Genomic DNA, 24637 nt, shown 5'->3' on the forward strand with positions numbered 1-24637 from the left:
TCATGGGCGTCCGCCACCCGGGGGTGGTGGACGCCCATGATCACGGAGGGGGTGGGGTCAGGAGCGGGCGGCGAGCGCCCTCTCGGCGGACTCCACCACGTTGGCGAGCAGCAGCGCCCGCGTCATCGGGCCCACGCCGCCGGGGTTGGGCGACAGGTGCCCGGCCACCTCGGCGACGCCGGGGTGCACGTCGCCCAGCAGCTTCGCCTTGCCGGTCTCCTCGTCGACCACGCGGGTCACGCCGACGTCGAGCACCGCGGCACCGGGCTTGACCATGTCCGGCGTCACCAGGTGCGCGACACCCGCGGCGGCGACCACGACGTCGGCCTCGCGCAGGTGCGCGGCGAGGTCCTTCGTGCCCGTGTGCGTGAGCGTGACCGTGGCGTCGACGCCGCGGCGGGTCAGCAGCAGGCCGATGGAGCGGCCCACCGTGGTGCCGCGCCCGACCACGGCGACGTTCGCACCGCGCAGGCCGATGCCGTTGCGCTCGAGCAGCTCGATGCAGCCCCGCGGGGTGCACGGCAGCGGCGAGGTGATCGGGCCGGAGAGCCGGAGCACCAGGCGCCCCAGGTTGGTGGGGTGCAGCCCGTCGGCGTCCTTGTCGGGGTCGATGAGCTCGAGCACGCGCTGCTCGTCCAGGCCCTTCGGCAGCGGCAGCTGCACGATGAAGCCGGTGCAGGCCGGGTCGGCGTTGAGGCGCGCGACGGCGGCCTCGACGTCGGCCTGGGTCGCGTCGGCGGGGAGGTCCTCGCGGATCGAGGCGATCCCCACCTGCTCGCAGTCGCGGTGCTTGCCGGCGACGTAGACCTGGCTGCCCGGGTCGTCACCGACGAGGACGGTGCCCAGGCCCGGGCGCAGGCCCGCCTCGGCGAGCCGGGAGACGCGCTCGCGCAGGTCGTCCTTGATGGCCGCCGCGGCGGCCTTGCCGTCGAGCAGCTGCGCCGTCACCGGACGCCGCCGGGGGTGGACTCGAGGGCGGAGCCGATCTCCGGGTAGAGCGGGAACGCCTCGGTGAGGGTGCGCACGCGCTCGCGCAGGGGGGCGACGTCGGCGGCGGGGTCGAGGGCGCCGGCGATGATGTCGGCGACCTCGGTGAACTCGGTGGCGCCGAAGCCGCGGGTGGCCAGGGCGGGCGTGCCGATGCGCAGGCCCGAGGTCACCATCGGCGGACGCGGGTCGAAGGGCACCGCGTTGCGGTTGACCGTGATGCCGGCCTCGTGGAGGCGGTCCTCGGCCTGCTGGCCGTCGAGCTCGGAGCGGCGCAGGTCGACCAGGGCCAGGTGGACGTCGGTGCCGCCGGTCAGCACCGAGGCGCCCGCCGCGTCGACGTCGGGCTGCATGAGGCGGTCGGCGATGATGCTCGCGCCCTCCAGCGTGCGCTGCTGGCGCTCCTTGAACGCGTCGCTGGCCGCGATCTTGAAGGCGACGGCCTTGCCGGCGATGACGTGCATCAGCGGCCCGCCCTGCTGGCCCGGGAACACCGCGGAGTCGAGCTTCTTGGCGTGCTCGGCGCGGCTGAGGATGACGCCGGAGCGCGGGCCCGCGAGGGTCTTGTGCACCGTGGAGGTGACGACGTCGGCGTAGGGCACCGGGTTGGGGTGCAGCCCGGCGGCGACCAGGCCGGCGAAGTGCGCCATGTCGACCATGAGCAGCGCGCCGACCTCGTCGGCGACCTCGCGGAACGCGGCGAAGTCGAGCTGGCGGGGGTAGGCCGACCAGCCGGCGATGATGAGCTTCGGGCGGCGCTCCAGCGCCACCGAGCGCACGACGTCCATGTCGACGAGGAACGTCTCCGGGTCGACGCCGTAGCTCGCGACGTCGAAGAGGCGGCCGGAGAAGTTGGCCTTCATGCCGTGGGTGAGGTGGCCGCCGTGGGCCAGCTCGAGGCCGAGGATCGTGTCACCCGGACGGATCAGCGCGTGCATGACGGCGGCGTTGGCCTGCGCGCCCGAGTGGGGCTGGACGTTGGCGTGCTCGGCGCCGAACAGCGCCTTGGCGCGGTCGCGGGCGAGCTCCTCGGCGACGTCGACCTGCTCGCAGCCGCCGTAGTAGCGGCGGCCGGGGTAGCCCTCGGCGTACTTGTTGGTGAGCACCGAGCCCTGGGCCGCCATGACCGCGCGGGGGGCGAAGTTCTCGCTCGCGATCATCTCGAGCGTGTCCTGCTGGCGGCGCAGCTCGCCGTCGAGGACGGCGGCGATCTCCGGGTCGACCTCGGAGAGGGGGGCGTCGGTGATGCTCTGGGCGGGAAGAGCGGTCTGGGTCACGGGCGTGCTCCTCGCAGGTGGCGGCGGCTTCTGTCACGGACGGGCCCAGGCGGACGACCCGTTCGGCTGCTCTCCCGCCGCTCCCCGGTGGTCACCCACCTTCGCCAGTCGCGACGTCGATCAGAGTAGACGCCCGGGGCGGGCGGGGTCGACCCCGTTCTCGACCGGACGCCCCCGGGGACCGCACTCCTCGCGGAGGGTGCGGTCCCCGGGGGCGTCCGGAGGGGCGGGGCTCAGTCGAGGCTGGTCTGCGCCAGCCAGCCGTGGGGCGCCGCGAGCTCGCTGGCGGCGTCGGGGCCCCAGGAGCCGGGGGCGTACGGCTGCACCTCGGGGCGGTTGTCGAGCAGCGGCGCGGCCACGCGCCACGCCTCGCGCAGCCCCGTGGCGGTGGTGAACAGGGCGCGGTCACCGGCGAGCACGTCGCGCAGGAGCGAGGCGTACGCGGGCAGCGGCTCGGCGCGGGGCAGGTCCTCGAGGTCGAGCTGCAGGGAGCCGGCCACGAGGTCGCCGGGGGCGCCGGGGCGCTGCGCGGTCACGGTGGCGGCCACCGTGCCGTTGCCGGCGAGGGAGAACGCGATGGTCTCCGGGCGCGGCGGGCGCTCGCCGAAGCCGCGGGTCTGCGGGCGGCGCAGCACGAGCGTGACGTGCTGGTGGCTCTCCTTGAGCTGCTTGCCGGTGCGCAGCAGGAAGGGCACGCCCTCCCAGCGGTCGTTGTCGATCCACACCTTGGCGGCCACGAAGGTGTCGGTCTGGGAGTCGTCCTCGACGCCCTCGATGTCGCGGTAGCCCTCGACCTGCCCCAGCACGGCCTCGGAGGGGTCCATCGGGCGGAAGTCCTTCAGCACCGCCTCGCGGGCCTCCAGCAGCGCCTCGGGCGAGCCGTCCGCCGGCGGCTCCAGGGCCACCTCGGCCATCACCTGCAGCTGGTGGGTGACGAGCATGTCGAGGGTGGCGCCGGTCTCGTCGTAGAACCCCGCGCGGTTGGAGACGCCGAGGGTCTCGGGGATGTCGATCTGGACGGAGGCCACGTGGTACCGGTTCCAGACCTGCTCGAGCAGGCGGTTGTTGAAGCGCAGCACGTGCAGCTGCTGCGTGGCCTCCTTGCCCAGGAAGTGGTCGATCCGGAAGACCCGCTCCTCGGGGAAGATCGACAGCACCAGCTCGTCGAGGCGCTCGAAGCTCTCGGAGTCGGTGCCGAACGGCTTCTCGTAGACCACGCGCGCGCCCTCGGCCAGGCCGTGGACGTCGAGGGCCTTGGTGTACGCCTCGAAGGTCGACGGCGGCAGGGCGATGTAGTGGACGAGCTGCACGTCGTCGCCGCCGCCCAGGTCGTCCTTCGCCTCGGCGACCACGTCGGCCAGCTCACCGGCGTCGGACTCGCTGAAGCCGCCGCCGGCGAAGCGCAGCGAGGACGCGAACCCGCGCCACTGGCGGCCGCTCAGCCCGGTCCTGGCCTCGTCGAGGACCTTCTTGACGTGGTCGCGGAACTCGTCGTCGCTCTGGTGCCCGCGGCCGTTGCCGATCAGGCGCCAGTTGTCGGGCAGGAGCCCGTGCTTGGCCAGCGCCCCGAAGGCCGGCAGCACCATGCGGGCGGCGAGGTCGCCGGTGGCTCCGAAGAGCACGAAGACGGTGGGGGTCGAGACGGCGGTGGGCGTCGCCGCCTCCTGCTCCGCGGTCGAGGACGAGGACGAGTCGGTCACGGTCGCCCACCGTATGGGGCCCGGACGCGTCGCGCCCGCCCCGGCGCCCGATCCGCGCTCGGCGGGTCGGGCGCCGGGGCGGGCGCGGTCACGGCCTCAGGCGCAGTCGGTCTTGTAGACGTACTGCTGGACCTCGTCGGAGGCCTGGTTCTCCGGGGTCGCGAAGACGAACGGCGCGGTCTGCTCGCGCGGCACGTCCTTGCCCTCGCTGGCGTCGACGGCGCTCTGCACGCCGGTCTGGCCCTCGCCGTAGGGGTACTGGACCACGACGCCGTCGACGGTGCCGTCCTCGAGGGCCTGGAGGATCGGCTCGGAGGTGTCGTAGCCGACCACGCGCACGACGCCGGTCTTGCCGGCCTCGCGGACGCCGGTGATGGCGCCCTCGGTGTTGTTGGTCGACATCGTGTAGACGCCCACCAGGTCGGCGTTCGACGTCGCCGCCGCCGAGGCGATCTGCGCGGCCGTGGCGGTGGAGTTCTCCGAGTACTGCGTCTCCAGGTAGGTCATGCCCGGGTACTCGGCCAGCTTGTCCTTGAAGCCCTTCTCGCGGGCCTCGCCGATCGGGTTGCCCGGGCTCTGGTTGATGCCGAGCACCGCGCCCTTCTCCCCTACGAGCTTCGCGAGGTTCTCCGCGGCGAGCGCGCCGCCCTCCTCGTTGTCCGACTGGATGTTGGTGAGGGCGATGCTCTTGTCCTCGAGGTCGCCGTCGATGGTGATGACGTCGATCCCGGCGGCCTTGGCCTCGGCCAGCGGCAGCTTCATGGCCGTGGAGTCCGTGACGGAGATCATCAGCGCGTCGGGGGCGTCGGCGACGAGGGCGTTGACGATGGCGGTCTGCTTGGCCACGTCGAACTCCGGGCTGCCCTGGACCTTGAAGTCGACCCCGAGCTCGTCGGCCTTGGCCTGCGCGCCGCAGCCGACGGTGTTGTAGAAGGGGTTGCCGGTCAGGCCCGGCACGTAGACGACGGACAGCTTCCCGTCGCCGGACCCGCCGGAGCCGGCCTCGTCGGAGGAGCCGCCGCAGGCGGTCAGGGCGAGCAGGGAGGCTGCGGCCAGCGCGGCGGCGCGGGCGGTGCGGGTGGTCTTCACGGGGGTCTCCGGTCTGCAGGGGTGCGAGCGTGGGGTGGGGTGGGGCTGGGTCTGTGGGGTGCGGCGCAGCGGTGCGCCGCCCCGGGGAGGGCCTCAGGCGGCGTTGCGGCGGCGGCGCTTGAGCTGGTCGACGTAGACGGCGACCACGAGGACGACGCCGACGGCGACCTGCTGCCAGAAGGCCTGCACGTTCAGCACGACGAAGCCGTTGTTGAGCACGCCCGGGATGAACATCCCGATGACGGTGCCGATGACGGTGCCGGCGCCGCCGAACAGGCTGGTGCCGCCGAGGACCACCCCGGTGATGACCTGCAGGCCGTCGGTGGTGTGGCCGCTGATGGTGGTGGTCGCGAAGCGGGTCAGGGACATCAGGCCCGCGAGGCCGGCCAGCGCGCCGTTGAGCACGTACAGCGAGGCGGTGTGGCGGTCGACGGCGATGCCGGCGCGGCGCGCCGACTCGGCGTTGGAGCCGATGAGCTGGGTGTGGCGGCCGTAGCGGGTGGTCGCGAGGACCAGCCCGCCCACGAGCGCCACGAGCGCGGCGACCCACACCAGCCAGCTGAGCGTCAGCGGCCGCTGGACGGCGACGGAGATCAGCGCGTCGGGCACGGTGCGGACGTCGGTGCCGTTGGACAGCAGCTGGGCCGCTCCCAGCGCCGCGCCGGTCGAGCCCAGCGTGGTGATGAGCGCCGGGACGCCGAGCTTGGTGATGACCAGGCCGTTGACCGCCCCCCACGCCGTCCCCGCGAGCAGCCCCACGGCGATGCCGACGAGCACGGTGCCCGCGCCCTGCCCGCCGAGGGCCTCCATGGCCTTGGCGGCGGCGACGCCCGCGAAGACGAGCACGGACCCCTGCGAGAGGTCGAACCCGCCCGCGACCAGCACGTACGTGGTGCCGACCGCCATCACCAGGAGGACGGCGACGTCGGTGAGGACGTTGCGGCCGTTGGCGGCGGTGGGGAACGTGTCCGGGGCGAGCAGCGAGAAGAGCGCCACCAGCACCAGCAGCACGACCGCCATGTACGCGGGCGACGACGACAGCGCCCGGCGCCAGGCCGGCCGCGAGGAGCTGGGCACGCCGGGGCCGGCGCCGGTGCGCGGGGTCTGCGCGGGAGGCGGCGCCGCGCCCGCCGCGGCGGCTCCCCCGCCGGTGGTGGCGCTCACCGGGCGGCCCGCTCGTCGGCGCGGTCGTCGGTGCGGTCGTCGTCACGGGCGTCGGTGACGGGCGTGTCGAGCGCGCCGGTCATGGCGCCGACGAGGTCGGCCACCGTGGTCCCGCTGGCCGGCAGCTTCGCCACCCGCCGTCCCAGGCGCAGCACCTGCACGGTGTCGGCCACCTCGAGCACCTCCGTCATGTTGTGGGAGATCAGCACGACGCCGACCCCGGAGTCGGCCACGCGGCGCACCAGCTCGAGCACCTTGCCGGTCTGGCGGACGCCGAGCGCGGCGGTGGGCTCGTCGAGGAAGACCAGGTCCTTGGCCCACATCACGGCGCGGCAGATGGCCACCGACTGGCGCTGCCCGCCGGACAGGGCCGCGACGGCGGCGTCGAGGTCCTTCACGTCGGTGCCCATCGAGGTGAACGCCTCCTGAGCGCGGGCGCGCATCGTCTTCTTGTCGAGCACGCCGAGGCGGCCGAGCAGGCCCGGGCGCAGCAGCTCGCGGCCGGCGAAGACGTTCTCGGCGGGGCCGAGCTCGGGCGCGAGCGCGAGGTCCTGGTAGACCGTCTCGACGCCGAGGGAGCGGGCGTGCTCCGGCGAGGTGAGCCTCACCCGGCGGTCGTGCAGGCTGAGCTCTCCGGCGTCGGGGGCCAGGGCCCCCGAGAGGATCTTCACCAGCGTGCTCTTGCCGGCGCCGTTGTCGCCGATGAGGGCGGTGACCTTCCCGGCCTCCGCCTCGAAGTCGACCCCGTGCAGCACCTGCACGTGCCCGTACGCCTTGTGGACGCCCCGTGCCTCGAGCAGCACCGCGCCACCTCCCCCCGCTCGTCACCGCGGTGGGACCCACGGCCCGCCGACAGTGACAGTGAGGCACGGGAAGTGCACCTCAGGACACCGCCCGCGGCGATCCTGTGATGAAGCCGATACCGAACACGTGTGCCACGTCTGCCCGGAGGCGGTCAGCGGGCGGGGGCGTACCGCCGCGGCACCCCCGGCGTGCCGGCGAGGAGGAGGACGCCGACGGCGCCCAGCAGCACCGCCAGCGGAGCGGTCCAGCCGCCCGTCGCGTCGTGCGCCGCCCCCACCACGAACGGGCCGGAGGCGCCCAGGGCGTACCCGGCGCCCTGCACCAGCGTGCCCGTGCGGCGGACCTCCGCGGAGCCGGTGCTGCGCGCCACCGCGGAGACGAGCACCACGGTGATGCCGCCGCCCTGCGCGGCCCCGGCCACCGCCGACCAGACCCACCACAGCTCCGGGGCCGCGAGCAGCCCCAGCGGCAGCACCGCCCACCCGGCGCAGACCAGCCACAGCGCCACGCGCGGGCGGCCCGTCGTCCTCAGCACCAGCGGCACCCCGAAGGCGCCGGCCACGGCGGCCACCTGGAACACCGCGGCGCTGGCCCCGGCGGCCGAGGCGGAGACGCCCAGCTGGTCGGCGAGCAGCTCGGGCAGCCACGCGGTGGTGCCGTAGTACGAGAACGACTGGCCGCCGAAGGCCAGGGCGAGCAGCCAGGTGGCGGGCCTGCGGTGCACGGGGCGCGGGTCGACCGCCCCGGCTCGCGCGAGGGCCGGGGCCGGGGCGGCGTCGGCCACCCCGGCCACCCCGTCCTCACCGGTCTCGGGGGGCGGCACGGCCCGGGCCGCTGCGGCCCGGGCGCGACCGCGCCGGGCCAGCAGCAGCACCGGGACGGTGACGACGGCCACCAGGCCCCACGCCGCGAGCGCCGGGCGCCAGCCGGCGCCCGCGGCGACCAGCGGGGTGAGGGCCGTGGTGGCGGTGCTCCCGATGTCGAACGCGGCGGTGTAGACCGCGGTCAGCAGGCCGACGGCGGCGGGGAAGTCCTCGGCCACGAGCACGGGCATCGCGATGTTGCCGACGGTGATGGCCAGGCCGAGCACGAGGGTGCCCGCGACGGCGGCGCCGTACCCGCCGGCCGAGCGCAGCAGCGTGCCGGCCAGCACCCCGAGCACGCAGCCCAGGACGGCGTTGCGCAGCCCCCACCTGGCGATCAGCGCGGACGCGAGCGGGGAGGCCAGCCCGAAGCACAGCACGGGGAGCGTGGTCAGCAGCCCGATCGCCCCTGCCGTGACGGCCAGGTCGGCGCCGACCTCACCGGCCACCGGCGGCAGCGCCGCGAGGGGCCCGCGGACGTTGAGGGCCACCAGGACCACCGCCGTCACGGCCAGCCAGGCCGCCCGCGGGGTGGGGCGGGCGGGGGTCCGCGGGGCGGGTCGGGGGTGGTCCGGTGGCACGCGTCGACGCTAGGTGCCGCTCGCGCTGGCTACGCTCGCGGGTCGTGCCCGACTCGCCGTCCGCCCCCTCCAGCCCCTCGAGCTACGTCGTCGCCCTGTCGTGCCCCGACGGGCCCGGCATCGTCCACGCGGTGACGGGGGTGCTGGCGCACCTCGGCGGCAACATCACCGACAGCCAGCAGTTCGGCGACCCCGACACCGGCAGGTTCCACATGCGGGTGCAGGTGAGCGCCGACCTCGACGAGGCCTCGCTGCGCGGGGCGTTCGCGCCGGTGGCGCAGCGCTTCGGCATGGAGTGGACCCTCGACGTGCTCGGCCGCCCGCTGCGCACGCTGGTGATGGTGTCGAAGGCGGGCCACTGCCTCAACGACCTGCTGTTCCGCACGCGGGCGGGGCAGCTGCCGGTCGACGTCGTCGCCGTGGCGGGCAACCACCGAGACCTGGAGCCGCTGGCCGGCTTCTACGGCGTGCCGTTCCACCACCTGCCGGTCGAGCGGGGCGCCGCGGCGGGCGGTGCGGGCTCGAAGGAGGCCGCCGAGGCCGCGCTGCTGGGCCTGGTCGACGAGCTCGACGTCGAGCTGGTGGTGCTCGCGCGCTACATGCAGGTCCTGTCGACGGACCTGTGCCGGGCGCTGAGCGGGCGGGCCATCAACATCCACCACTCGTTCCTGCCGAGCTTCAAGGGCGCGCGGCCCTACCAGCAGGCCCACCAGCGCGGCGTGAAGATCATCGGGGCGACGGCGCACTACGTCACGGCCGACCTCGACGAGGGCCCGATCATCGAGCAGGACGTCCACCGGGTCGACCACGGCATGCCGACGTCCGAGCTGCAGGCCATCGGCCAGGACGTCGAGGCGCAGGTGCTGGCCCGCGCGGTGCGCTGGCACGCCGAGCACCGGGTGCTCCTCGACGGGCACCGCACGGTCGTCTTCCGCTGACCGGGCCGCCCCTCCCCGACCTCTCCCCTTCCCCGCACGATCACGGACGCCAGCGCCACCCGGGGGGGCGCACGACTCGTCCGAGCCCTCCCGCCAGGAGCAGCACGCAGGCCGCGGGCGCTGAGCCGGCACCACGGAGGTGGCGCGCAGGTCCTCGATCGCGCGGGCAGGGGGCGGCGGACCCGTGGGAGGGCCGGGTGGGCACCGGACGCACGACGGCGGAGTCCGGGGTCGGGAACGCGGTGGTCCTGACCCCGGACTCCGCCGTCGCGGCGCCGCGACGGCGCGGAGCGGGGCGCGTCAGCGGCCGGAGCGGCGCAGGTCGTCCTCGGGCGAGGCCGGCTCGCGCAGCAGCAGGAACAGCCCGGAGTACGGGCTCAGCCACACGCTGAAGCTGTTGAGGTCGTCGACCCAGCCGATCTCGCCGTCGTCGCGGGCGTCGAGGACGGCCGTGCGGGGCGTGAAGTGCTCCGACCGGACGGTGCCCTCGATGGTCTCGCCGGTGAAGTTCAGCACCGTGACCTGCAGGCCCGCCGCGCGGGTCGGGTCGCCGCCGTCGAGGCGGTGCACCAGCACGAGCATGCCCGGGTGGGCGACGGCGGGGACGTCGAGCTGGGTCGCCGTGGCGATCCCGTGCGCGGCCCGGAGCGCGAGCAGCCCCTTGAGCCGGGACGCGAACGACCTCTCGTCGGCCAGCTGCTGCGGCAGCGCGCCGTAGAGCACCTGCGCCCGCGGCATCCCGGAGGCGGAGGTGGTCGCGTCGGGCGCGACGTCCATGAGGTCGTGCGCGCCGCGCTCCACCCAGCGGGTGTCGCCGGTGTCGACCAGCGACGCGACCTGCTCGGCGGGCACGGGCAGCGCTCCGACGAGGTCCCAGCCCGAGAGGGCGAAGACGCCCGGCTGCCAGGCGTTGAACATCGCCAGCAGCAGGTGGGCCCGGCGGATCATCTCGACGTCGCCGTCACCGATGGAGTCGAGCGTGCGGTGGCCGCGCGAGGCGGCGATGACCGACGCCGTGGTGCAGGCGATGCCGTTGGTGGTGAAGACGTGGTTGTAGTCGGCGGCCTCGCCGGTGATCCCGGTGACCATGTCCTGGCGGACGGCCTCGCCCAGCTCGGCGCCGGTGACCTCCCGCCCGCGGAAGGCGTAGGTGTCGGTGGCGTGCACCGTGCTCCAGTGCACGAGCTCGTAGGTGAGCTCGTCGTGGTTCTGCATGCCGTGCACCAGCGAGGCCGGGTCGACGCCCACCTCGAGGGAGGTGCGCAGCGTCAGGCGCAGGAACTCGGTGTCGCCGGTGATCAGCGCGTGCTGGTACGCGGGGCGGTTGACGAAGTCGTAGGACAGGTCGGCGCCGACGCGGCCGGTGTCGCGGATGTCCTCGATGCCGAGGTTCAGCTCCTGGAAGGTGAAGCCGCCGACCTTGCGCACGGTGCTGGCGATGACGTGGTTGGCCGCCTCCGACAGCGGGTGGCCCTCCGACCAGGCGGGCGCGCCGCTGTCGGACCGCTCCACGCCGAGGAAGCCGTTGGCGTCCAGGCGCAGCGCGCTGGTGCCGAGCTCGGCCAGGGAGTGCAGGGCGTCGCCGATGACCAGGCGCATGCCCGCGAACGTGGGGTCGAGCCAGTTGATGGAGGGCTGGCCCTGCTTGAAGTAGTGCAGGTACACCCACCGGCGGACCTGCCCGTCGACGCCGGTGACCTCCGACGTCGCGCTCCAGTTGGTCTCCTTGACGCCCGGGGCGTAGAAGATCACGCGCTGCAGGGCGCCGATGATGTAGCCGGCGTCGGCCAGGCGCGCCTCGGTGACGGCGTCGAGGTTGACGGCGTCGCGGCCCGGGGGGACGTCGGGCAGCAGGTGCCAGTCCTCCCGGGGGATCTCGACCATGTGGTAGACGCCGGGGTAGTCGCCGTGGCCCATCTCCGCCAGGCGGAAGTCGGCGCCCTTGCCGGTGTGGCCGGGGACGATGTCGTCGATGACGGAGCCGCCGTGGGCGTCGGCGACCTCGCAGACGGTGCGGAACTCGTCCTCGGTGCCGAACAGCGGGTCGATCTGGGTGCTGATCCGGTCGAAGTGCCCGTCGACGCTGGGGGTCTCCTCCCAGCCGGTGATGCCGCCGGCCTTCTTCACCGGGCCGGTGTGGATGCCGTCGATGCCGATCTGCTGGAAGGCGCTCCACAGGCGGGCGTCGGCCACCGAGGCCAGGAACGACTGGCCCTCCTCGGTGATGAGCGAGATCGGGTAGGCGGTGAACCACACCGACGCCGTCGAGACGGCCCGGCGGGCGTCGGGGCGCGCGTAGGGGTTGCGCCACATCGCGGGGGTGCCGGACAGCTGCCGGCTCAGGCCCTCGGCGTCGGCGAGCATCGACTGCTGCACCAGCCAGGCGACGTAGGCGGGGTTGGTGCCGTCGGCGGTGCGGCGGTGGGTGGCCCGGCCGCGGCGGACCTCCAGCTGCGCCGAGGGGCGCAGGCGGCGGGGCCGGGCGGCGAAGCGCTGCTCGTCGTAGGTGCGCTCGACGGGCTCCCCGCCGTCGTCGCCGGTGGCCCCGGCCACCACGGCCGGCGTGGGGGCCACCACGACCTCCTCGTTCAGCACCCCGGCCAGGCCCGCGCCGGCGACGACGATGCGCGCGCGCTCCCAGGGGCGCTGCTCGGCGACGAACGGCACCTCCTCGGCCTGCCACTCGTGCCAGAAGCGGGTGGCCTGCTCGCGGTCGCCGTTGACGCCCTGCTCGACGTCGCGGTCGATGCCGAGCCGCTCGGCGACCTCCGGGTCGGACTGGACCCAGACGGCGACGTCGACCTGGTCGGCCAGCTCGCGGCGGCCAGCGCCGACGCCCTCGAGGAAGAGCCACTGGGTGCCCTCGGGCACCTCCAGCGCCCCCTCGCGGCCGTGCTCCTCCCACGCCGGCGGGCGGAAGCTCACGGCCTGGCCCTCGCGGGCCGGGCGCAGGACGCCGTCGACCAGCAGGTCGGTCCAGTCGAAGAAGGCATGGTTCCACGCGACGTCGTCGGTGCGGACCAGCACGCCGCCCTCGACCGCGGCGAGCAGGCGGTCGGCCAGGGCCGACTTGCCGCTGCCGCCGCGCCCGTCGACCGCCACGACGCGCGGGCGCCCGGCGGGCACCTCGGCGGAGTGCTCGAGCAGCGCGACGAGCCCGCTGAGCGGCACCTGGCGCCACGGGCCGGCCAGCGGCTCGCCCTCGCGCAGGGTCACCTCCGGCACGCTCGTCGGCACGGCGCGCCGCTCGGCGGGCGCATCGGCCGAGTCGTCCAGGGGCAGCACGTGGGGCGGGTTCGCCGGGGCCTCGCGGGTCACGATCACAACCCTAGGGCGAGGCCCCCCTAGCGGCCCTCCGACGCGTGCCGGGGTCCTGGCGGAGGCGGCGACGGGTGGCGGCGCCGGAGCCCCCCGGCCCGCGCGGCGAGGGTGCGGCCGAGGGTCGCGCCGGCGGCCAGGCCCACCCCGACCACCGCGGCCTCCATGAGCCTGCCGCCGCTCTCGGCGCCGGTGACCAGGTCGAGCATGCCCCCGTAGATCGCCAGGCCCGGGAGCAGCGGCACGATGCCGCAGCTGGTCATGACCGTGACGGGCACGCCGCTGAGCCGCCGGGTGCGCTCCGCGGCGGCGCCCACCAGCAGCGCGGCGACGGCGCCCGCCGCCGCCGTCGGCAGCCCGGCACCGGTGAGCGCGGCGTGCACGAGCCAGGCCCCGCCCCCGGCGGCGGCCGCGAGCGCGGCCGTGCGGGGACCGGCGAAGCAGCTGCAGGCCCAGGCCGCCGAGGCGACCGCGGCGCCGAGCACCTGCACCGGCAGCGGCCAGGCGGCGGCGCCCGCGTCGAAGAGGTCGAGCTGGGCGCCGGCGCGGCGGGCGAGGTCGAGCACGCCGCCGATGCCCACCACGAGGCCGAGGGTCAGCAGCAGCACCTCCAGCAGCCGGCCGCTCGCGGTGACGGGGTAGCCGTTGATCGCGTCGTCGGCGGCCCCGACCATGGACATCCCGGCGAGCAGGACCACGATCCCCGAGGCCACCACCAGCGACGGCGGCAGCGCGGTCAGCTCCACGGGCAGGCCGGGCACCACCGCCAGCAGCAGGACGGCGACGGTGGTCGCCACCGCCGCCCCGGCCACCTGGAGGAAGAACGCCGGCAGGCCCCAGCGGCCCAGCCAGCGCAGCGCGGCGTCGATGGCCCCGGTCGTCGCCGCGGCCACCACCACCACGAGCGGCCCTCCGCCCAGCAGCAGCGCGACCCCGGCCGCCATCGCGGCGAGGCTGGCGGTGACCAGGGCGGGGCGGTAGCGCTGGGGCTCGCTGAGCACCGCGTCGAGGCGGGAGTGGGCGGCCTCGAGCTCCTCCAGGAGCCGCTCGTGGGCGCCCTGGTCGGTGCGGTCGGACCCGGCGTCGGCCGGCCGCCGGGCGGCGACGTCCTCGACGACGGCGCTCACGCGGGCGAGCCGGTCGTAGTCGGAGGCCCGGACCTGCACCACGCGCAGGGCGCTGACGCCGGGGGCGTCGTCGTCGCCGTCGGCGGCGACGAGGATCGCGGTGAAGGTGACGTCGACCTGCACCTCCACGCCCCAGGCGCCGCAGGTGAGGCGGATGGCCTCGACGACGTCGGCGGCCGCGGCGCCCAGGGAGAGCATCGCCTCGCCGCAGCGCACGGCCAGCTCCAGCACCTCCCGGACGGTCCGGTCGCTGGCGGAGGGCCGGCGCGCCCGGCGCCCGGCCGTGGTGACCGGGACGCCCCCGGCCAGCCGGCGCGCGACGGCGGCGGAGACCCTGCCGCCCACCCTCGAGCCCGTCCGGGCCCCGGGGAGGGGACCGGGCCAGCCCGTCCGCGACGAGGTGCCCGTCCGGGAGTGCGCCACGCGCCGACCCTAGGCCGGACGCACCAGGACTGGCCCCGGGGCGCACCGGCGTGGCAGCATCGCCCGCTGAACGACGCGCGCTCCGGGGTCGGTGCAATTCCGAACCGGCGGTGACAGTCCGCGACCCGACCGCAGCCAGCGGCCGGTGGACCCGGTGGGACTCCGGGACCGACGGTGAGAGTCCGGAGGGGAGGAGCACGCGGCGGCCCCCGCGAGGGGTCCGCCGAAGCGCCGTCGGCTCAGCGGAGCCCCGCCCCCTGTGGGACGGGCCGCCCGCCACCGCCGCCGTCGCCCTCCCCCAGCGCCCCCGGAGCCGCACCCGGTGCGAGCGAGCAGGGAGCGCGGTGGACCACGAGCAGACCCGTACGCCTGTCCACACCCCTGTGGACAGACCTGTGGACAGCCCCTCCGGCGGCCCCTCGGCCGGCGCCGGCGCACGGGCCCTGGCCCGGGCCCTCGACCTCGCCCGCCGCGGGCCGCAGACGGAGAACCCGCAGGTCGGGTGCGTCCTCCTCGATGACGGCGGCGAGGTCCTCGGGGAGGGCTGGCACGCCGGCGCGGGCACGCCCCACGCCGAGGTCGCGGCCCTCGCCGACGCCGCCGCCCGCGGCCGCGGCACCACCGGCTGCACTGCTGTCGTGACGCTCGAGCCGTGCCGGCACACCGGTCGCACCGGCCCGTGCACCCGCGCACTGCTGGCCGCGGGGGTCGCCCGCGTCGTCGTCGGCGCCCCGGACCCCACGCCGGTGGCCGGCGGCGGCGCCGCGGAGCTCACCGCCGCGGGCGTGCCCGCCCGGCTCGCCGACGACCCGGCGCTGCGCGCGGAGGCCGCCGAGCTGCTGCGGCCGTGGGCCCGCGCCCACCGCCACCGCCGCCCGCTGGTCACGTGGAAGTATGCCGCCACCCTCGACGGCTTCAGCGCCGCCCCCGACGGCTCCAGCCGCTGGGTCACCGGGCCGGTGGCCCGCGCGGACGTGCACGCCCGCCGCGCCCGGCACGACGCCGTGCTCGTCGGCACCGGGACCGCCCTGGCCGACGACCCCGCCCTGACCGTCCGCGACGCCGACGGCGCCCCGCTCCCCCACCAGCCGCTGCGCGTCGTGGTGGGCCTGCGCGACCTGCCCGCCGGCGCCCAGCTCCTCGACGGCTCCGCCGAGACCGTCCACCTGCGCACCCGCGACCCCCGCGAGGCGCTCGGCGCGCTGTGGGACCGCGGCGTCCGCTCCGTGTGGCTCGAGGGCGGCCCGCAGCTCGCCGCCGCGTTCTGGCGGGCCGGCCTCGTCGACGACGTCGTCGCGCACCTGGCGCCCGCGCTGCTCGGCGGCGGGCGCAGCGCCCTGGGAGACCTCGGCGCCACCTCGATCGGCGACGCGCTCCGCCTGGAGCTCGTCGACGCCTGCGCGCTCGGGGGCGACGTCGTCGTCCTCGCCCGCCCCACCGACCAGACCCAGACCCAGACCCAGACCCAGACCCAGCAGGAGGCCTGATGTTCACCGGCATCGTCGAGGAGCTGGGCGAGGTGGTCGCGCTGGAGCGCGGCACCACCTCGGCCCGCATCACCGTCCGCGGCCCGCTCGTCACGTCCGACGCCTCCCACGGCTCCTCCATCGCCGTCGACGGCTGCTGCCTGACCGTCGTCGACCTCGACGGCGCGGCCGGGGAGTTCACCGCCGACGCGATGCTCGAGACCCTGGAGCGCACCACGCTCGGCGGGCTGGCCCCCGGCAGCCGCGTCGACCTGGAGCGGCCCGTGCCCGCGGGCGGCCGGCTCGGAGGGCACGTCGTGCAGGGCCACGTCGACGGCGTCGGCACCGTGGTGCGCCGCGAGCCGGGCGAGCGCTGGGAGGTGGTCACCGTGGAGCTCCCCGCCGAGCTCGCGCGCTACGTGGTGGAGAAGGGGTCGGTCGCCGTCGACGGCGTCTCGCTGACGGTCACCGCCGTGACCGGCACCGGCGGAGACGACGAGGGGCGGCACACCTTCTCGGTGTCGCTCATCCCCGAGACGCTGCGCGCGACCACCCTGGGCCACCGCGCCGTCGGGGAGCGCGTCAACCTCGAGGTCGACGTCCTGGCCAAGCACGTCGAGCGCCTGCTCGCCGCGGGCGCCGTCGCCGGGACCCCCCGGTGAGCGCGTCCGCCGACCTGCAGCTCGACCTCGCCTCCGTCGAGGAGGCGCTCGCCGCGCTGCGCTCCGGGCGCCCGGTCCTCGTGCTCGACGACGCCGACCGCGAGGACGAGGGCGACGTCGTCCTCGCGGCCTCGCTGGCCACGCCCGAGTGGGTGGCGTGGACGGTGAGGCACACCTCCGGGCTGCTGTGCGCGCCGCTGCCCGCGGGCCTGGCCGACTCCCTCGGCCTGCCCGACATGGTCGAGCGCAACCAGGACTCCCTGCGCACCGCGTACACCGTGACGGTCGACGCGGCCTCCGGGGTCACCACCGGCATCAGCGCCGCCGACCGCGCCCGCACGCTGCGGGTCCTGGCCGACCCTGCCGCCGGCCCCACCGACCTGGTGCGCCCCGGCCACGTGCTGCCGCTGCGCGCCAGGCCCGGCGGGGTGCTGGAGCGCCGCGGGCACACCGAGGCCGCCGTCGACCTGTGCCGCCTGGCGGGGCTCCCGCCGGTCGCGGTCATCGCCGAGCTGGTCGACCTCGACGACCCCGCCGGCGACATGCTCCGCGGCGCGGCCGTCGTGGCCCTCGGCGCGGAGCACGGGCTGCCGGTGCTGACCATCGACCAGCTGGCCGCCCACCTGCGCGCCGCCGGTGCCGCGGCCGGGCTCCCCGGCACCGGCGCCGTGGCCTCGCCGCCCGCCGACGACCGCGCCCGCGTGGTCGAGGTCGCCCGCGCCGCCCTGCCCACCGAGCACGGCGACTTCACCGCGGTGGCGTTCCGCGACCTGGCCACCGGCGCCGAGCACCTCGCCGTCGTCGCCGAGGGCACCGGCGAGGGGGCTCCCCCGCTGGTCAGGGTCCACTCCGAGTGCCTCACGGGTGACGCGTTCGGCTCGCTGCGCTGCGACTGCGGCCCCCAGCTGCACGGGGCGCTCGACAGGATCGCCGCCGAGGGCGGCGTGCTCGTGCACGTGGGCGGGCACGAGGGCCGCGGCATCGGCCTGGTCCGCAAGGTCGCGGCGTACGCGCTGCAGGACGCCGGCGCCGACACCGTCGACGCGAACACCCGCCTCGGCGTGCCCGTCGACGCCCGCGAGTACGGCGGGGCCGCCGCGGTCCTGCGCGCCCTGGGGCACGAGCGGGTGCGCCTGCTCAGCAACAACCCGGCCAAGACCGACGGCCTGGCGGCCCACGGGGTGGTCGTCACCGAGCAGGTGCCCCTGCACGTCGGCGGCGCTGGTGGGAGCGACGACGACGGCGGGGCCCGCGCCAGCAGGCCGGCGCCGCTGCGCGAGGCCTACCTCGCCACCAAGCGGGCCCGCCTGGGCCACACACCCCCTTCCGCACCCTCCGCGGAGGGTGCGGAGAAGACGACGTCATCGCAGGAGGAGCAGGCATGAGCGGACACGGAGCCCCGTCGCTGCAGGGCGAGCTCGACGGGAGCGGCGTGCGCGTCGCCGTCGTCGCGGCGCTGTGGCACACCGAGGTGGTGGAGGGCCTGCTCGCCGGGTCGCTGCGCGCGCTCGAGGCCGCGGGCGCCCCCGCCCCGACCGTGGTGCGCGTGCCCGGCACCTTCGAGCTGCCCGTGGCGGCGGCGCGCCTGGCGGCGGCCGGGTACGACGCGGTCGTGGCGCTCGGCGTCGTCGTCCGCGGCGGCACGCCGCACTTCGAGTACGTCTGCTCCGCGGCCACCAGCGGGCTCACCGACGTGTCGGTGCGCACCGGCGTCCCGGTCGGCTTCGGGGTGCTGACCTGCGACACCGACGCGCAGGCGCTGGACCGCGCCGGCCTGCCCGGCAGCCGCGAGGACAAGGGCGCCGAGGCCGCCGAGGCCGTGCTCGGCGTCGTCGCGGCCCTGCGCGCCGCCGGCGCCCCTCCCCTGCCCCGACCGTGATCATGGGCGTCCGCCACCTCCGGGGTGGCGGACGCCCATGATCACGAGGGGGTGGGCGGTGCGGTGCCCGTCGTGGGGAGCAGCAGGGGCGGCTCGGTCGGCTCGGGCGACGGCTGGTCCGACGGCTCCTCCAGGGCCGGCGCGTCGTCGGGGGCCGAGGAGTCCTCGCGGTAGGAGGCCGCCGTGCGCCGCTCCACCGTCGCGCTGTCCTGGCCGACGCCGCCGACCGTGACGTCGTCCACGGCGAGCAGGGAGCCGTCGTCGGGGTCGAGGTGCAGCACCGACATCTGCAGCGGCAGGGGCTCGTCGCCCACCAGCGTGCGCAGGCCGGCGCCGCCGGAGGAGCCCTGCGTCAGCAGCAGCGTGTCACCGTCGGCAGCGGAGGCGCGCCGGTGGGTGTGCCCGTCGAGCACGAGCGGCACCTTCCCGACCAGCGGCAGCGCCATCGCCGGCTCGTGCACGAGCGCCACGTCGACGGGCTCGCCGGCGGCGGCCGAGGCGTCGAGGGCGCTGGCCAGCCGCTCCCCCGCCGCCGTGAGCTGCTCGCGCGCCGAGTCGTTGACCACGAAGCTGCTCGGGTTGAAGCGGGGGTCCCCGGTGCCGGCGAACCGGATGCCGGCCACCTCGTAGGTGTCACCGCCGTCGAGGACGACGACGTCACCCCCCAGGTTCCCGACCGCCGTCTGCACGACGGTGGAGTCGTGGTTGCCCCGGACCCACAGGTACGGCACGCCGAACCCCGCCATCGGCGTGAGCAGGCGCGCCTCGGCGTCGCTGCCGAAGTCCGTGGAGTCACCGGTGTCGACCACCGCGGACACCCCGAACTCGCTGGCCAGCGTGCTCATCAGCCGGTACGCCTCGGGGTTGTTGTGCACGTCGGAGACCCAGAGCACGCGCACGTCGTCGTCGCCGGTGGTGGCGGTGTCGGGCAGGCCCGACAGCGCCGAGTACAGCCGGGACACGCTGCCGGTGAGCGCGGCCACGCGGGTCTGGTAGACGTCGAACCGGCTGCCCACGCTGGCGAGGTCGCCCACGAGCGCGGGCGCGCGGCTCAGCAGGCCGGTGTAGCGCGGCTCGGCCAGGGCGCGGCTGTCGGCCGTCGCTGCGGCGAGGCCGCCCGTGGCCAGCAGCGCGACGGCGACGCCCGCCGTCCCGGTGACCACGGCCCGGCGGCGGCGGAAGACCACCAGGCAGGCCAGCGCCCCCGCCGCCAGGGCGACCAGCGCCGACCTCACCACGAGGCGGACGACGGCGGAGCGGACGTCGGCGGTGAGCTCCTCGCCCACGGAGGCCGCGGTGGTGCCGCGGGCGACGAGGGTGCGCGCGTCGTCGAGGCGCAGCCCGTCGACCTCGGCCCGCAGCCGCAGGGGCCCGCGGTGGGTGTCGAGCTCCAGCTCGCCCAGGGGCGGGACCTGCACCTGGGTGCCGCCGGTGAGCGAGGGCACCAGGACCAGCCGCGCGTCGACGGGGCCGACGCTGGCGCTGACCCCGCCGACCGTGGCGGTGGCGGCGCCCGCCGCCACCAGGGCGACGACGACGGCGGTCGCCACCCGCAGCCAGGCCCAGCGGCGCCACGCGGAGGCGGCCCGCGCACGGGCGGAGGGCCAGTGGCCCCTGCGCCCCGGGCCTCGGACGGGGCCCCGGACAGCGATCACCGGCGGCACCCTACGGGGTGCCGCCGGTGGTCACCGGTGTGCGGCCGAGGTCAGGCGAGCGCCTTCGCGAGGTTCTCGTCGAGCGTGGCCAGGAACTCCTCGGTGGTCTGGAACGGCTGCTCCGGACCCACCAGCAGCGCGAGGTCCTTCGTCATCTTGCCGCTCTCGACGGTGGAGATGACGACCTGCTCGAGCTTCTCGGCGAACTCGCGCACCGCGGGGGTGCCGTCGAGCTTGCCGCGGTGGTCCAGGCCGCGCGTCCACGCGTAGATCGAGGCGATCGGGTTGGTGGACGTGGGCTTGCCCGCCTGGTGCTGGCGGTAGTGGCGCGTGACGGTGCCGTGCGCGGCCTCCGCCTCGACGGTGCGGCCGTCCGGCGTCGCCAGCACGGAGGTCATGAGGCCGAGCGAGCCGAAGCCCTGCGCGACGGTGTCGGACTGGACGTCGCCGTCGTAGTTCTTGGTGGCCCAGACGTAGCCGCCCTCCCACTTCAGGGCAGAGGCGACCATGTCGTCGATGAGGCGGTGCTCGTAGGTCAGGCCCGCCGCGGCGAACTGGTCCTTGAACTCGGCCTCGTACACCTCCTCGAAGATGTCCTTGAAGCGGCCGTCGTAGGCCTTCAGGATCGTGTTCTTCGTGGAGAGGTACACCGGGTAGTTCCGCGTCAGCCCGTAGTTCAGGGAGGCGCGCGCGAAGTCGCGGATGGAGCTGTCGAGGTTGTACATCGACAGGCTCACGCCCGCGCCCGGGGCCTGGAAGACCTCGTGCTCGATCGGCTGGGAGCCGTCCGAGGGCGTGAACGTCACCGTCAGCGTGCCCGCCGAGGGGAACGTGAAGTCGGTGGCGCGGTACTGGTCGCCGAAGGCGTGGCGGCCGACGATGATCGGCTTGGTCCAGCCCGGCACCAGGCGCGGGATGTTGCTGATGATGATCGGCTCGCGGAAGATCACGCCGCCGAGGATGTTGCGGATGGTCCCGTTCGGGGAGCGCCACATCTTCTTGAGGCCGAACTCCTCGACCCGCGCCTCGTCGGGCGTGATGGTGGCGCACTTCACGCCGACGCCGTGCTTCTTGATGGCGTTCGCGGAGTCGACCGTCACCTGGTCGTCGGTGGCGTCGCGGTGCTCGATGCCGAGGTCGTAGTACTCGAGGTCGACGTCGAGGTAGGGGTGGATCAGGCGGTCCTTGATGAACTGCCAGATGATCCGGGTCATCTCGTCGCCGTCGAGCTCGACGACCTTGCCCTCGACCTTGATCTTCGCCATGCGCGTCCCTGTCCTCCGTCGGAGCAGTAGGTGTCGTTCCGAACCTACCGAGGTCCCGGCGCGCTGCCGCGTCCAGGTGCGCCCGGACGGACCTCCGGACCGCAGCCAGGCGCCCGGCTGCGGTTCCCACCGGGTCACGAACCGCAACGAGGCGCCCGGCTGCGGTTCCCACCGGGTCACGAACCGCAACGAGGCGCCCGGCTGCGGTTCCCACCGGGTCACGAACCGCAACGAGGCGCCCGGCTGCGGTGGGGTGGGGAGCGACATCGGCGTGCGAGAGGGTGTGCCCGTGTTCCACGTCGTCCTCGTCGAGCCGGAGATCCCCGGCAACGCCGGCGCCGCCATCCGCCTCTCGGCCACCACCGGCGCCCACCTCCACCTCGTGCGCCCGCTGGGCTTCGACCTGGAGGACTCCAAGCTCCGCAGAGCGGGCCTGGACTACCACGACCTCGCCCGCACCACCGTCCACGACGACGTCGAGGCCCTGTGGGCCGACCTCGCGGTGCGCGGCGCCGGGAGGGCCTACGCCCTGACCGCCTCCGCGACCCGGCTCTACACGGACGTCGCTTACGCCCCCGGTGACGTGCTGCTGTTCGGCCGCGAGTCGGTGGGCCTCGCCGAGGACGTGCTGGCCGACCCGCGCGTCAGCGACCGGCTGCGCATCCCGATGCTGCCCCAGCGCCGCTCGCTGAACGCCTCCAACGCGGTCGCCGTCGTCGTCCACGAGGCCTGGCGCCAGCACGGGTTCGCGGGCGCGGCCCCAGAGGCCCGGGGGTAGCGTCGAGGAGGTGCTGCCCACCGACCTGCCCCTGCTCGCCGGCTGCTCCTCCCCCTCGCTCGCCCCCGACGGCTCCGTCGCCGTGGTGTCCGTGACCGCCCCGGACCTCACCACCGACGAGGAGCGCGGCTCGCTGTGGGCGGTGCCCGCCCGGGGCGGCGGCGGGCCCCGCCGCCTGACGCGCGGGCACCGCGACACCGCGGCCGCCACCAGCCCCGACGGCCGGTGGGTGGCCTTCCTGCGGGCCGAGCCCGGTGGCCGCCCGCAGCTGCACCTGGTCGAGCTGGCCGGTGGCGAGCCGGTGGCGCTGACCACCGACGAGCAGCTGCCGCTGGGCGCGGGCGCCCCGCGCTGGTCGCCCGACGGCTCGGCCCTGGCGTTCGCGGCGCGCGTGCCCGAGCCCGGCCGCTACGGCACGGCGACCGGACCCGCCCACCTGCGGGGGCCCGACGCCGAGCCGCCGCGGCTCATCACCGCGCCCGCGCACCGCGTCGACGGGGTCGGGCACCTCACCGACCGGCGCCACCACGCCTTCGTCCTGGACGTCACCGCCGCCACCTCCGGGTCCCCCGCAGGCAGCGCCGGCAGCGCGGAGCTGCCGGCCCCGCGCCAGGTCACCGACGGCGACGCCGACGACACCGAGCCCACCTGGACGCCCGATGGCACGGCTCTCTTGGTGGCGTCCGCGCGCCACGACGGCGCCGGCCACGACCTGCGCCGCGGGGTGCACCGCGTCGACGCCGCCGCGGAGCGCGCCACCGAGCTGGAGCCCGTCGTCGTCGGCGACCTCGCCGTCGGCGCGCTCGCCCTGGACCCCGACGGTGGGCGTCTGTGGCTGCTCGCGACGTCCCTCGACGAGCAGGGCCTCGGAGCCGTGGCGCAGCCGGAGTCGCTGTGGACCGCCCCGCTCCCCGCGCCGGGGACGGGTCCGCTCACCCCCGGCGAGCTGGAGCGCCTGACCGAGCCCGACGTCGACCTGGGCGACCCGGCCGGCTCCCTCGTGGTCGACGCGCTCGGCGCGCTCGTCGTCGAGCGCTCCCGCGGGGCCCTCCACCTGCTGCGCGTGCGCCCCGACGGCTCGCGCGACGTCCTGCTCGACGGCCACCTGCAGGTGGTGGGCGTCGCGAGCACGCCCGACGGCGCCACGACCGTCGGCGTGGTGGCCGACGAGACGAGCCGCGGCGAGCTGGCGCGGGTGCTCCCCGGCGGTGGGGCGGAGCGGCTGACCGACGTGGGTGCGCCGCTGCGCGCCACCGGGCGCCTGCGGCCGCTGCACGAGGTGGAGCACCCGAGCCGCGACGGGCACCCCGTGCACGGCTGGGTGGTGCTGCCCGACCCGGAGCTCCACGGCGACGGGCCGCACCCGGTGCTGCTGCTCGTGCACGGCGGCCCCCACGCCCAGTACGGCTGGGCGCTGTTCGACGAGGCGCAGGTGGCCGCCGGCGCGGGGTACGCCGTCGTCATGGGCAACCCCCGCGGCTCGGCCGGCTACGGCCTGGCGCACGGGGAGGCGGTGCTCGGGGCGCTCGGCACCGTCGACGCCGACGACGTGCTCGCCCTGCTCGACGGCGCCCTGGCCGACGGCTCCCTGCCGCTCGACGCCGAGCGGGTCGGCGTCATGGGCGGCAGCTACGGCGGCTACATGACGGCGCTGCTCACCACCCGCACGCAGCGCTTCGCGGCGGCGGTGGTCGAGCGCGGGTACCTCGACGCGACGAGCTTCGTCGGCTCCGCCGACATCGGCTGGTTCTTCCCCGACCAGCTGCACGGCTCGGAGGAGGCGATGCGGGAGCAGTCGCCGATGACGCACGTCGCCTCCGTGCGGACGCCGACCCTCGTGGTGCACTCCGAGCACGACTGGCGCTGCCCGGTCGAGCAGGGCCAGCGGTGGTGGACGGCGCTGCGCCGCCAGGGCGTGGAGTCGGCGCTGCTGCTCTTCCCCGGCGAGGGCCACGAGCTGACGCGGTCGGGCCGGCCGTCGCACCGGGTGGCCCGCTTCGAGCACCTCCAGCGCTGGTGGGACCGCCACCTGCCGGTCTGAGACACCTCCAGGACCACCGGCGGTCAGCGCAAGGTCCCCCGCAGGGCGGATCTTCGTCACGATGTGGGCTCAGTCCCAGCGGGATGTCAGTTCCGGGCGCCATGATCTGAGCATGACCTCCCAGGGGTCCGGCCCAGTGCCGGCGCAGCGCCGCAGGCGCACGCTGACCGACGAGCTCGCGCTCCAGGCGCAGACCGTCGACCTGCTGGCGCTGCGCGTGGCCGTCTCCGGAGAGCTGGCCTCCGACCTGCGCGCCCGCGCGCTGGGCCTGCACCTGTCGGCCGCCTCCTCGGCGGTGCGCGAGCACGTGGGCCGGCGCCGCGACGTCGTCGTCCCCGTCCTGGCGGTCGGCGAGGCGGGCGAGCCCCTGGCCGCCTGCCTGGAGTCGGCCGACCGCGTGCTGGCGGTCGTCCCGGGGCTCGCCCCGGGGGTGGCGGCGCTGCTCTGCCAGACCGCGGGGGTCAGCGCCCTGCAGGAGCTCGGCATGGCCGTGCGCGTCCTGTGGTCGGCCCTGGTCGACCACGAGCGCCTCTGGGCGGCCTCCGCCGCCCCCCTCGCCCGCCGGCAGCTGCTCGAGCGCAGCGCCGCCGGGTCCTCCCTCCTGCTGGGCTGACTCCGGC

The 24637-nt window shown here is 75.9% G+C and carries 19 protein-coding genes and 2 riboswitches; of the genes, 8 read left to right on the top strand and 11 right to left on the bottom strand.

What is annotated here, in order from left to right:
• Window positions 1-57: 57 nt before the first annotated feature.
• The 7 genes from F1641_RS07540 to F1641_RS07570 form a co-directional block, all read right to left on the bottom strand.
• Complete coding sequence (locus F1641_RS07540; protein WP_194904118.1) at window positions 58-948, bottom strand: bifunctional methylenetetrahydrofolate dehydrogenase/methenyltetrahydrofolate cyclohydrolase; 891 nt, start codon at window positions 946-948, stop codon at window positions 58-60.
• On the bottom strand, window positions 945-2264 hold the full coding sequence (gene glyA / locus F1641_RS07545) for a serine hydroxymethyltransferase (RefSeq protein WP_309225459.1): 1320 nt from the start codon (window positions 2262-2264) through the stop codon (window positions 945-947). Before glyA ends, F1641_RS07540 begins: the two co-directional genes overlap by 4 nt.
• A 36-nt stretch (window positions 2265-2300) precedes the next feature.
• Window positions 2301-2386: riboswitch (ZMP/ZTP riboswitch) on the bottom strand.
• 111 nt (window positions 2387-2497) lie between these two features.
• Entirely contained in the window at window positions 2498-3964 is a 1467-nt protein-coding gene (locus F1641_RS23020) for a glucose-6-phosphate dehydrogenase (RefSeq protein ID WP_309225460.1), read from the bottom strand.
• Window positions 3965-4060: 96 nt separating this feature from the next.
• Complete coding sequence (locus F1641_RS07555; RefSeq protein WP_194904120.1) at window positions 4061-5053, bottom strand: ABC transporter substrate-binding protein; 993 nt, start codon at window positions 5051-5053, stop codon at window positions 4061-4063.
• 93 nt (window positions 5054-5146) lie between these two features.
• Window positions 5147-6217, bottom strand: a complete 1071-nt coding sequence (locus tag F1641_RS07560; protein ID WP_219729511.1) for an ABC transporter permease — start codon at window positions 6215-6217, stop codon at window positions 5147-5149.
• Window positions 6214-7020 carry an ATP-binding cassette domain-containing protein gene (locus tag F1641_RS07565; RefSeq protein WP_194904122.1) on the bottom strand — a complete coding sequence of 269 codons (807 nt, stop codon included), beginning with the start codon at window positions 7018-7020 and terminating at the stop codon, window positions 6214-6216. The genes F1641_RS07560 and F1641_RS07565 overlap by 4 nt, the downstream gene beginning before the upstream one ends.
• A 152-nt stretch (window positions 7021-7172) precedes the next feature.
• A complete protein-coding gene (locus F1641_RS07570; RefSeq protein WP_194904124.1) occupies window positions 7173-8465 on the bottom strand; it encodes a CynX/NimT family MFS transporter in 1293 nt (430 codons plus the stop codon).
• A gap of 44 nt (window positions 8466-8509) precedes the next feature.
• Here F1641_RS07570 and purU point away from each other — a divergent pair, with 44 nt between their 5' ends.
• On the top strand, window positions 8510-9403 hold the full coding sequence (gene purU, locus F1641_RS07575) for a formyltetrahydrofolate deformylase (RefSeq protein WP_194904127.1): 894 nt from the start codon (window positions 8510-8512) through the stop codon (window positions 9401-9403).
• 300 nt (window positions 9404-9703) lie between these two features.
• On the opposite strand, the gene treS is transcribed toward purU, so the two are convergent.
• Both treS and F1641_RS07585 read right to left on the bottom strand, forming a co-directional pair.
• Window positions 9704-11977, bottom strand: coding sequence for a maltose alpha-D-glucosyltransferase (treS, locus tag F1641_RS07580; protein WP_375541474.1), 2274 nt, complete (start codon window positions 11975-11977; stop codon window positions 9704-9706).
• Between the two features lie 770 nt (window positions 11978-12747).
• Window positions 12748-14271, bottom strand: coding sequence for a threonine/serine exporter ThrE family protein (locus F1641_RS07585; protein ID WP_194904129.1), 1524 nt, complete (start codon window positions 14269-14271; stop codon window positions 12748-12750).
• 74 nt (window positions 14272-14345) lie between these two features.
• Window positions 14346-14473, top strand: a riboswitch (FMN riboswitch).
• A 193-nt stretch (window positions 14474-14666) separates the two neighbouring features.
• Here F1641_RS07585 and ribD point away from each other — a divergent pair.
• From ribD to ribH, 4 genes are read left to right on the top strand one after another with little or no spacing between them, the layout of a single operon-like run.
• Window positions 14667-15758 carry a bifunctional diaminohydroxyphosphoribosylaminopyrimidine deaminase/5-amino-6-(5-phosphoribosylamino)uracil reductase RibD gene (ribD, locus tag F1641_RS07590; RefSeq protein WP_194904131.1) on the top strand — a complete coding sequence of 364 codons (1092 nt, stop codon included), beginning with the start codon at window positions 14667-14669 and terminating at the stop codon, window positions 15756-15758.
• Window positions 15758-16399: a riboflavin synthase gene (locus F1641_RS07595; protein WP_194904132.1), complete on the top strand. Its 642-nt coding sequence runs from the start codon at window positions 15758-15760 to the stop codon at window positions 16397-16399. The genes ribD and F1641_RS07595 overlap by 1 nt, the downstream gene beginning before the upstream one ends.
• On the top strand, window positions 16396-17784 hold the full coding sequence (gene ribB / locus F1641_RS07600) for a 3,4-dihydroxy-2-butanone-4-phosphate synthase (protein ID WP_206690749.1): 1389 nt from the start codon (window positions 16396-16398) through the stop codon (window positions 17782-17784). Before F1641_RS07595 ends, ribB begins: the two co-directional genes overlap by 4 nt.
• Window positions 17781-18278: a 6,7-dimethyl-8-ribityllumazine synthase gene (gene ribH / locus F1641_RS07605; RefSeq protein WP_194904134.1), complete on the top strand. Its 498-nt coding sequence runs from the start codon at window positions 17781-17783 to the stop codon at window positions 18276-18278. Before ribB ends, ribH begins: the two co-directional genes overlap by 4 nt.
• A gap of 41 nt (window positions 18279-18319) precedes the next feature.
• On the opposite strand, the gene F1641_RS23025 is transcribed toward ribH, so the two are convergent.
• Complete coding sequence (locus tag F1641_RS23025) at window positions 18320-19933, bottom strand: metallophosphoesterase (protein ID WP_194904136.1); 1614 nt, start codon at window positions 19931-19933, stop codon at window positions 18320-18322.
• A 50-nt stretch (window positions 19934-19983) separates the two neighbouring features.
• Entirely contained in the window at window positions 19984-21198 is a 1215-nt protein-coding gene (locus F1641_RS07615; RefSeq protein WP_194904138.1) for an NADP-dependent isocitrate dehydrogenase, read from the bottom strand.
• Between the two features lie 289 nt (window positions 21199-21487).
• Between F1641_RS07615 and F1641_RS23030 the strand changes: the two genes are divergently transcribed.
• The 3 genes from F1641_RS23030 to F1641_RS07630 all read left to right on the top strand — a co-directional run bounded on the left by F1641_RS23030 (window position 21488) and on the right by F1641_RS07630 (window position 24630).
• A complete protein-coding gene (locus tag F1641_RS23030) occupies window positions 21488-21976 on the top strand; it encodes a tRNA (cytidine(34)-2'-O)-methyltransferase (RefSeq protein WP_194904141.1) in 489 nt (162 codons plus the stop codon).
• A gap of 10 nt (window positions 21977-21986) precedes the next feature.
• Entirely contained in the window at window positions 21987-24017 is a 2031-nt protein-coding gene (locus F1641_RS07625; RefSeq protein WP_194904142.1) for a S9 family peptidase, read from the top strand.
• A 112-nt stretch (window positions 24018-24129) separates the two neighbouring features.
• Window positions 24130-24630, top strand: a complete 501-nt coding sequence (locus F1641_RS07630; RefSeq protein WP_194904143.1) for a hypothetical protein — start codon at window positions 24130-24132, stop codon at window positions 24628-24630.
• The last annotated feature ends 7 nt before the right edge of the window (window positions 24631-24637 follow it).

The sequence above is a fragment of the Quadrisphaera sp. INWT6 genome, assembly GCF_015390235.1.
GTDB lineage: Bacteria > Actinomycetota > Actinomycetes > Actinomycetales > Quadrisphaeraceae > Quadrisphaera.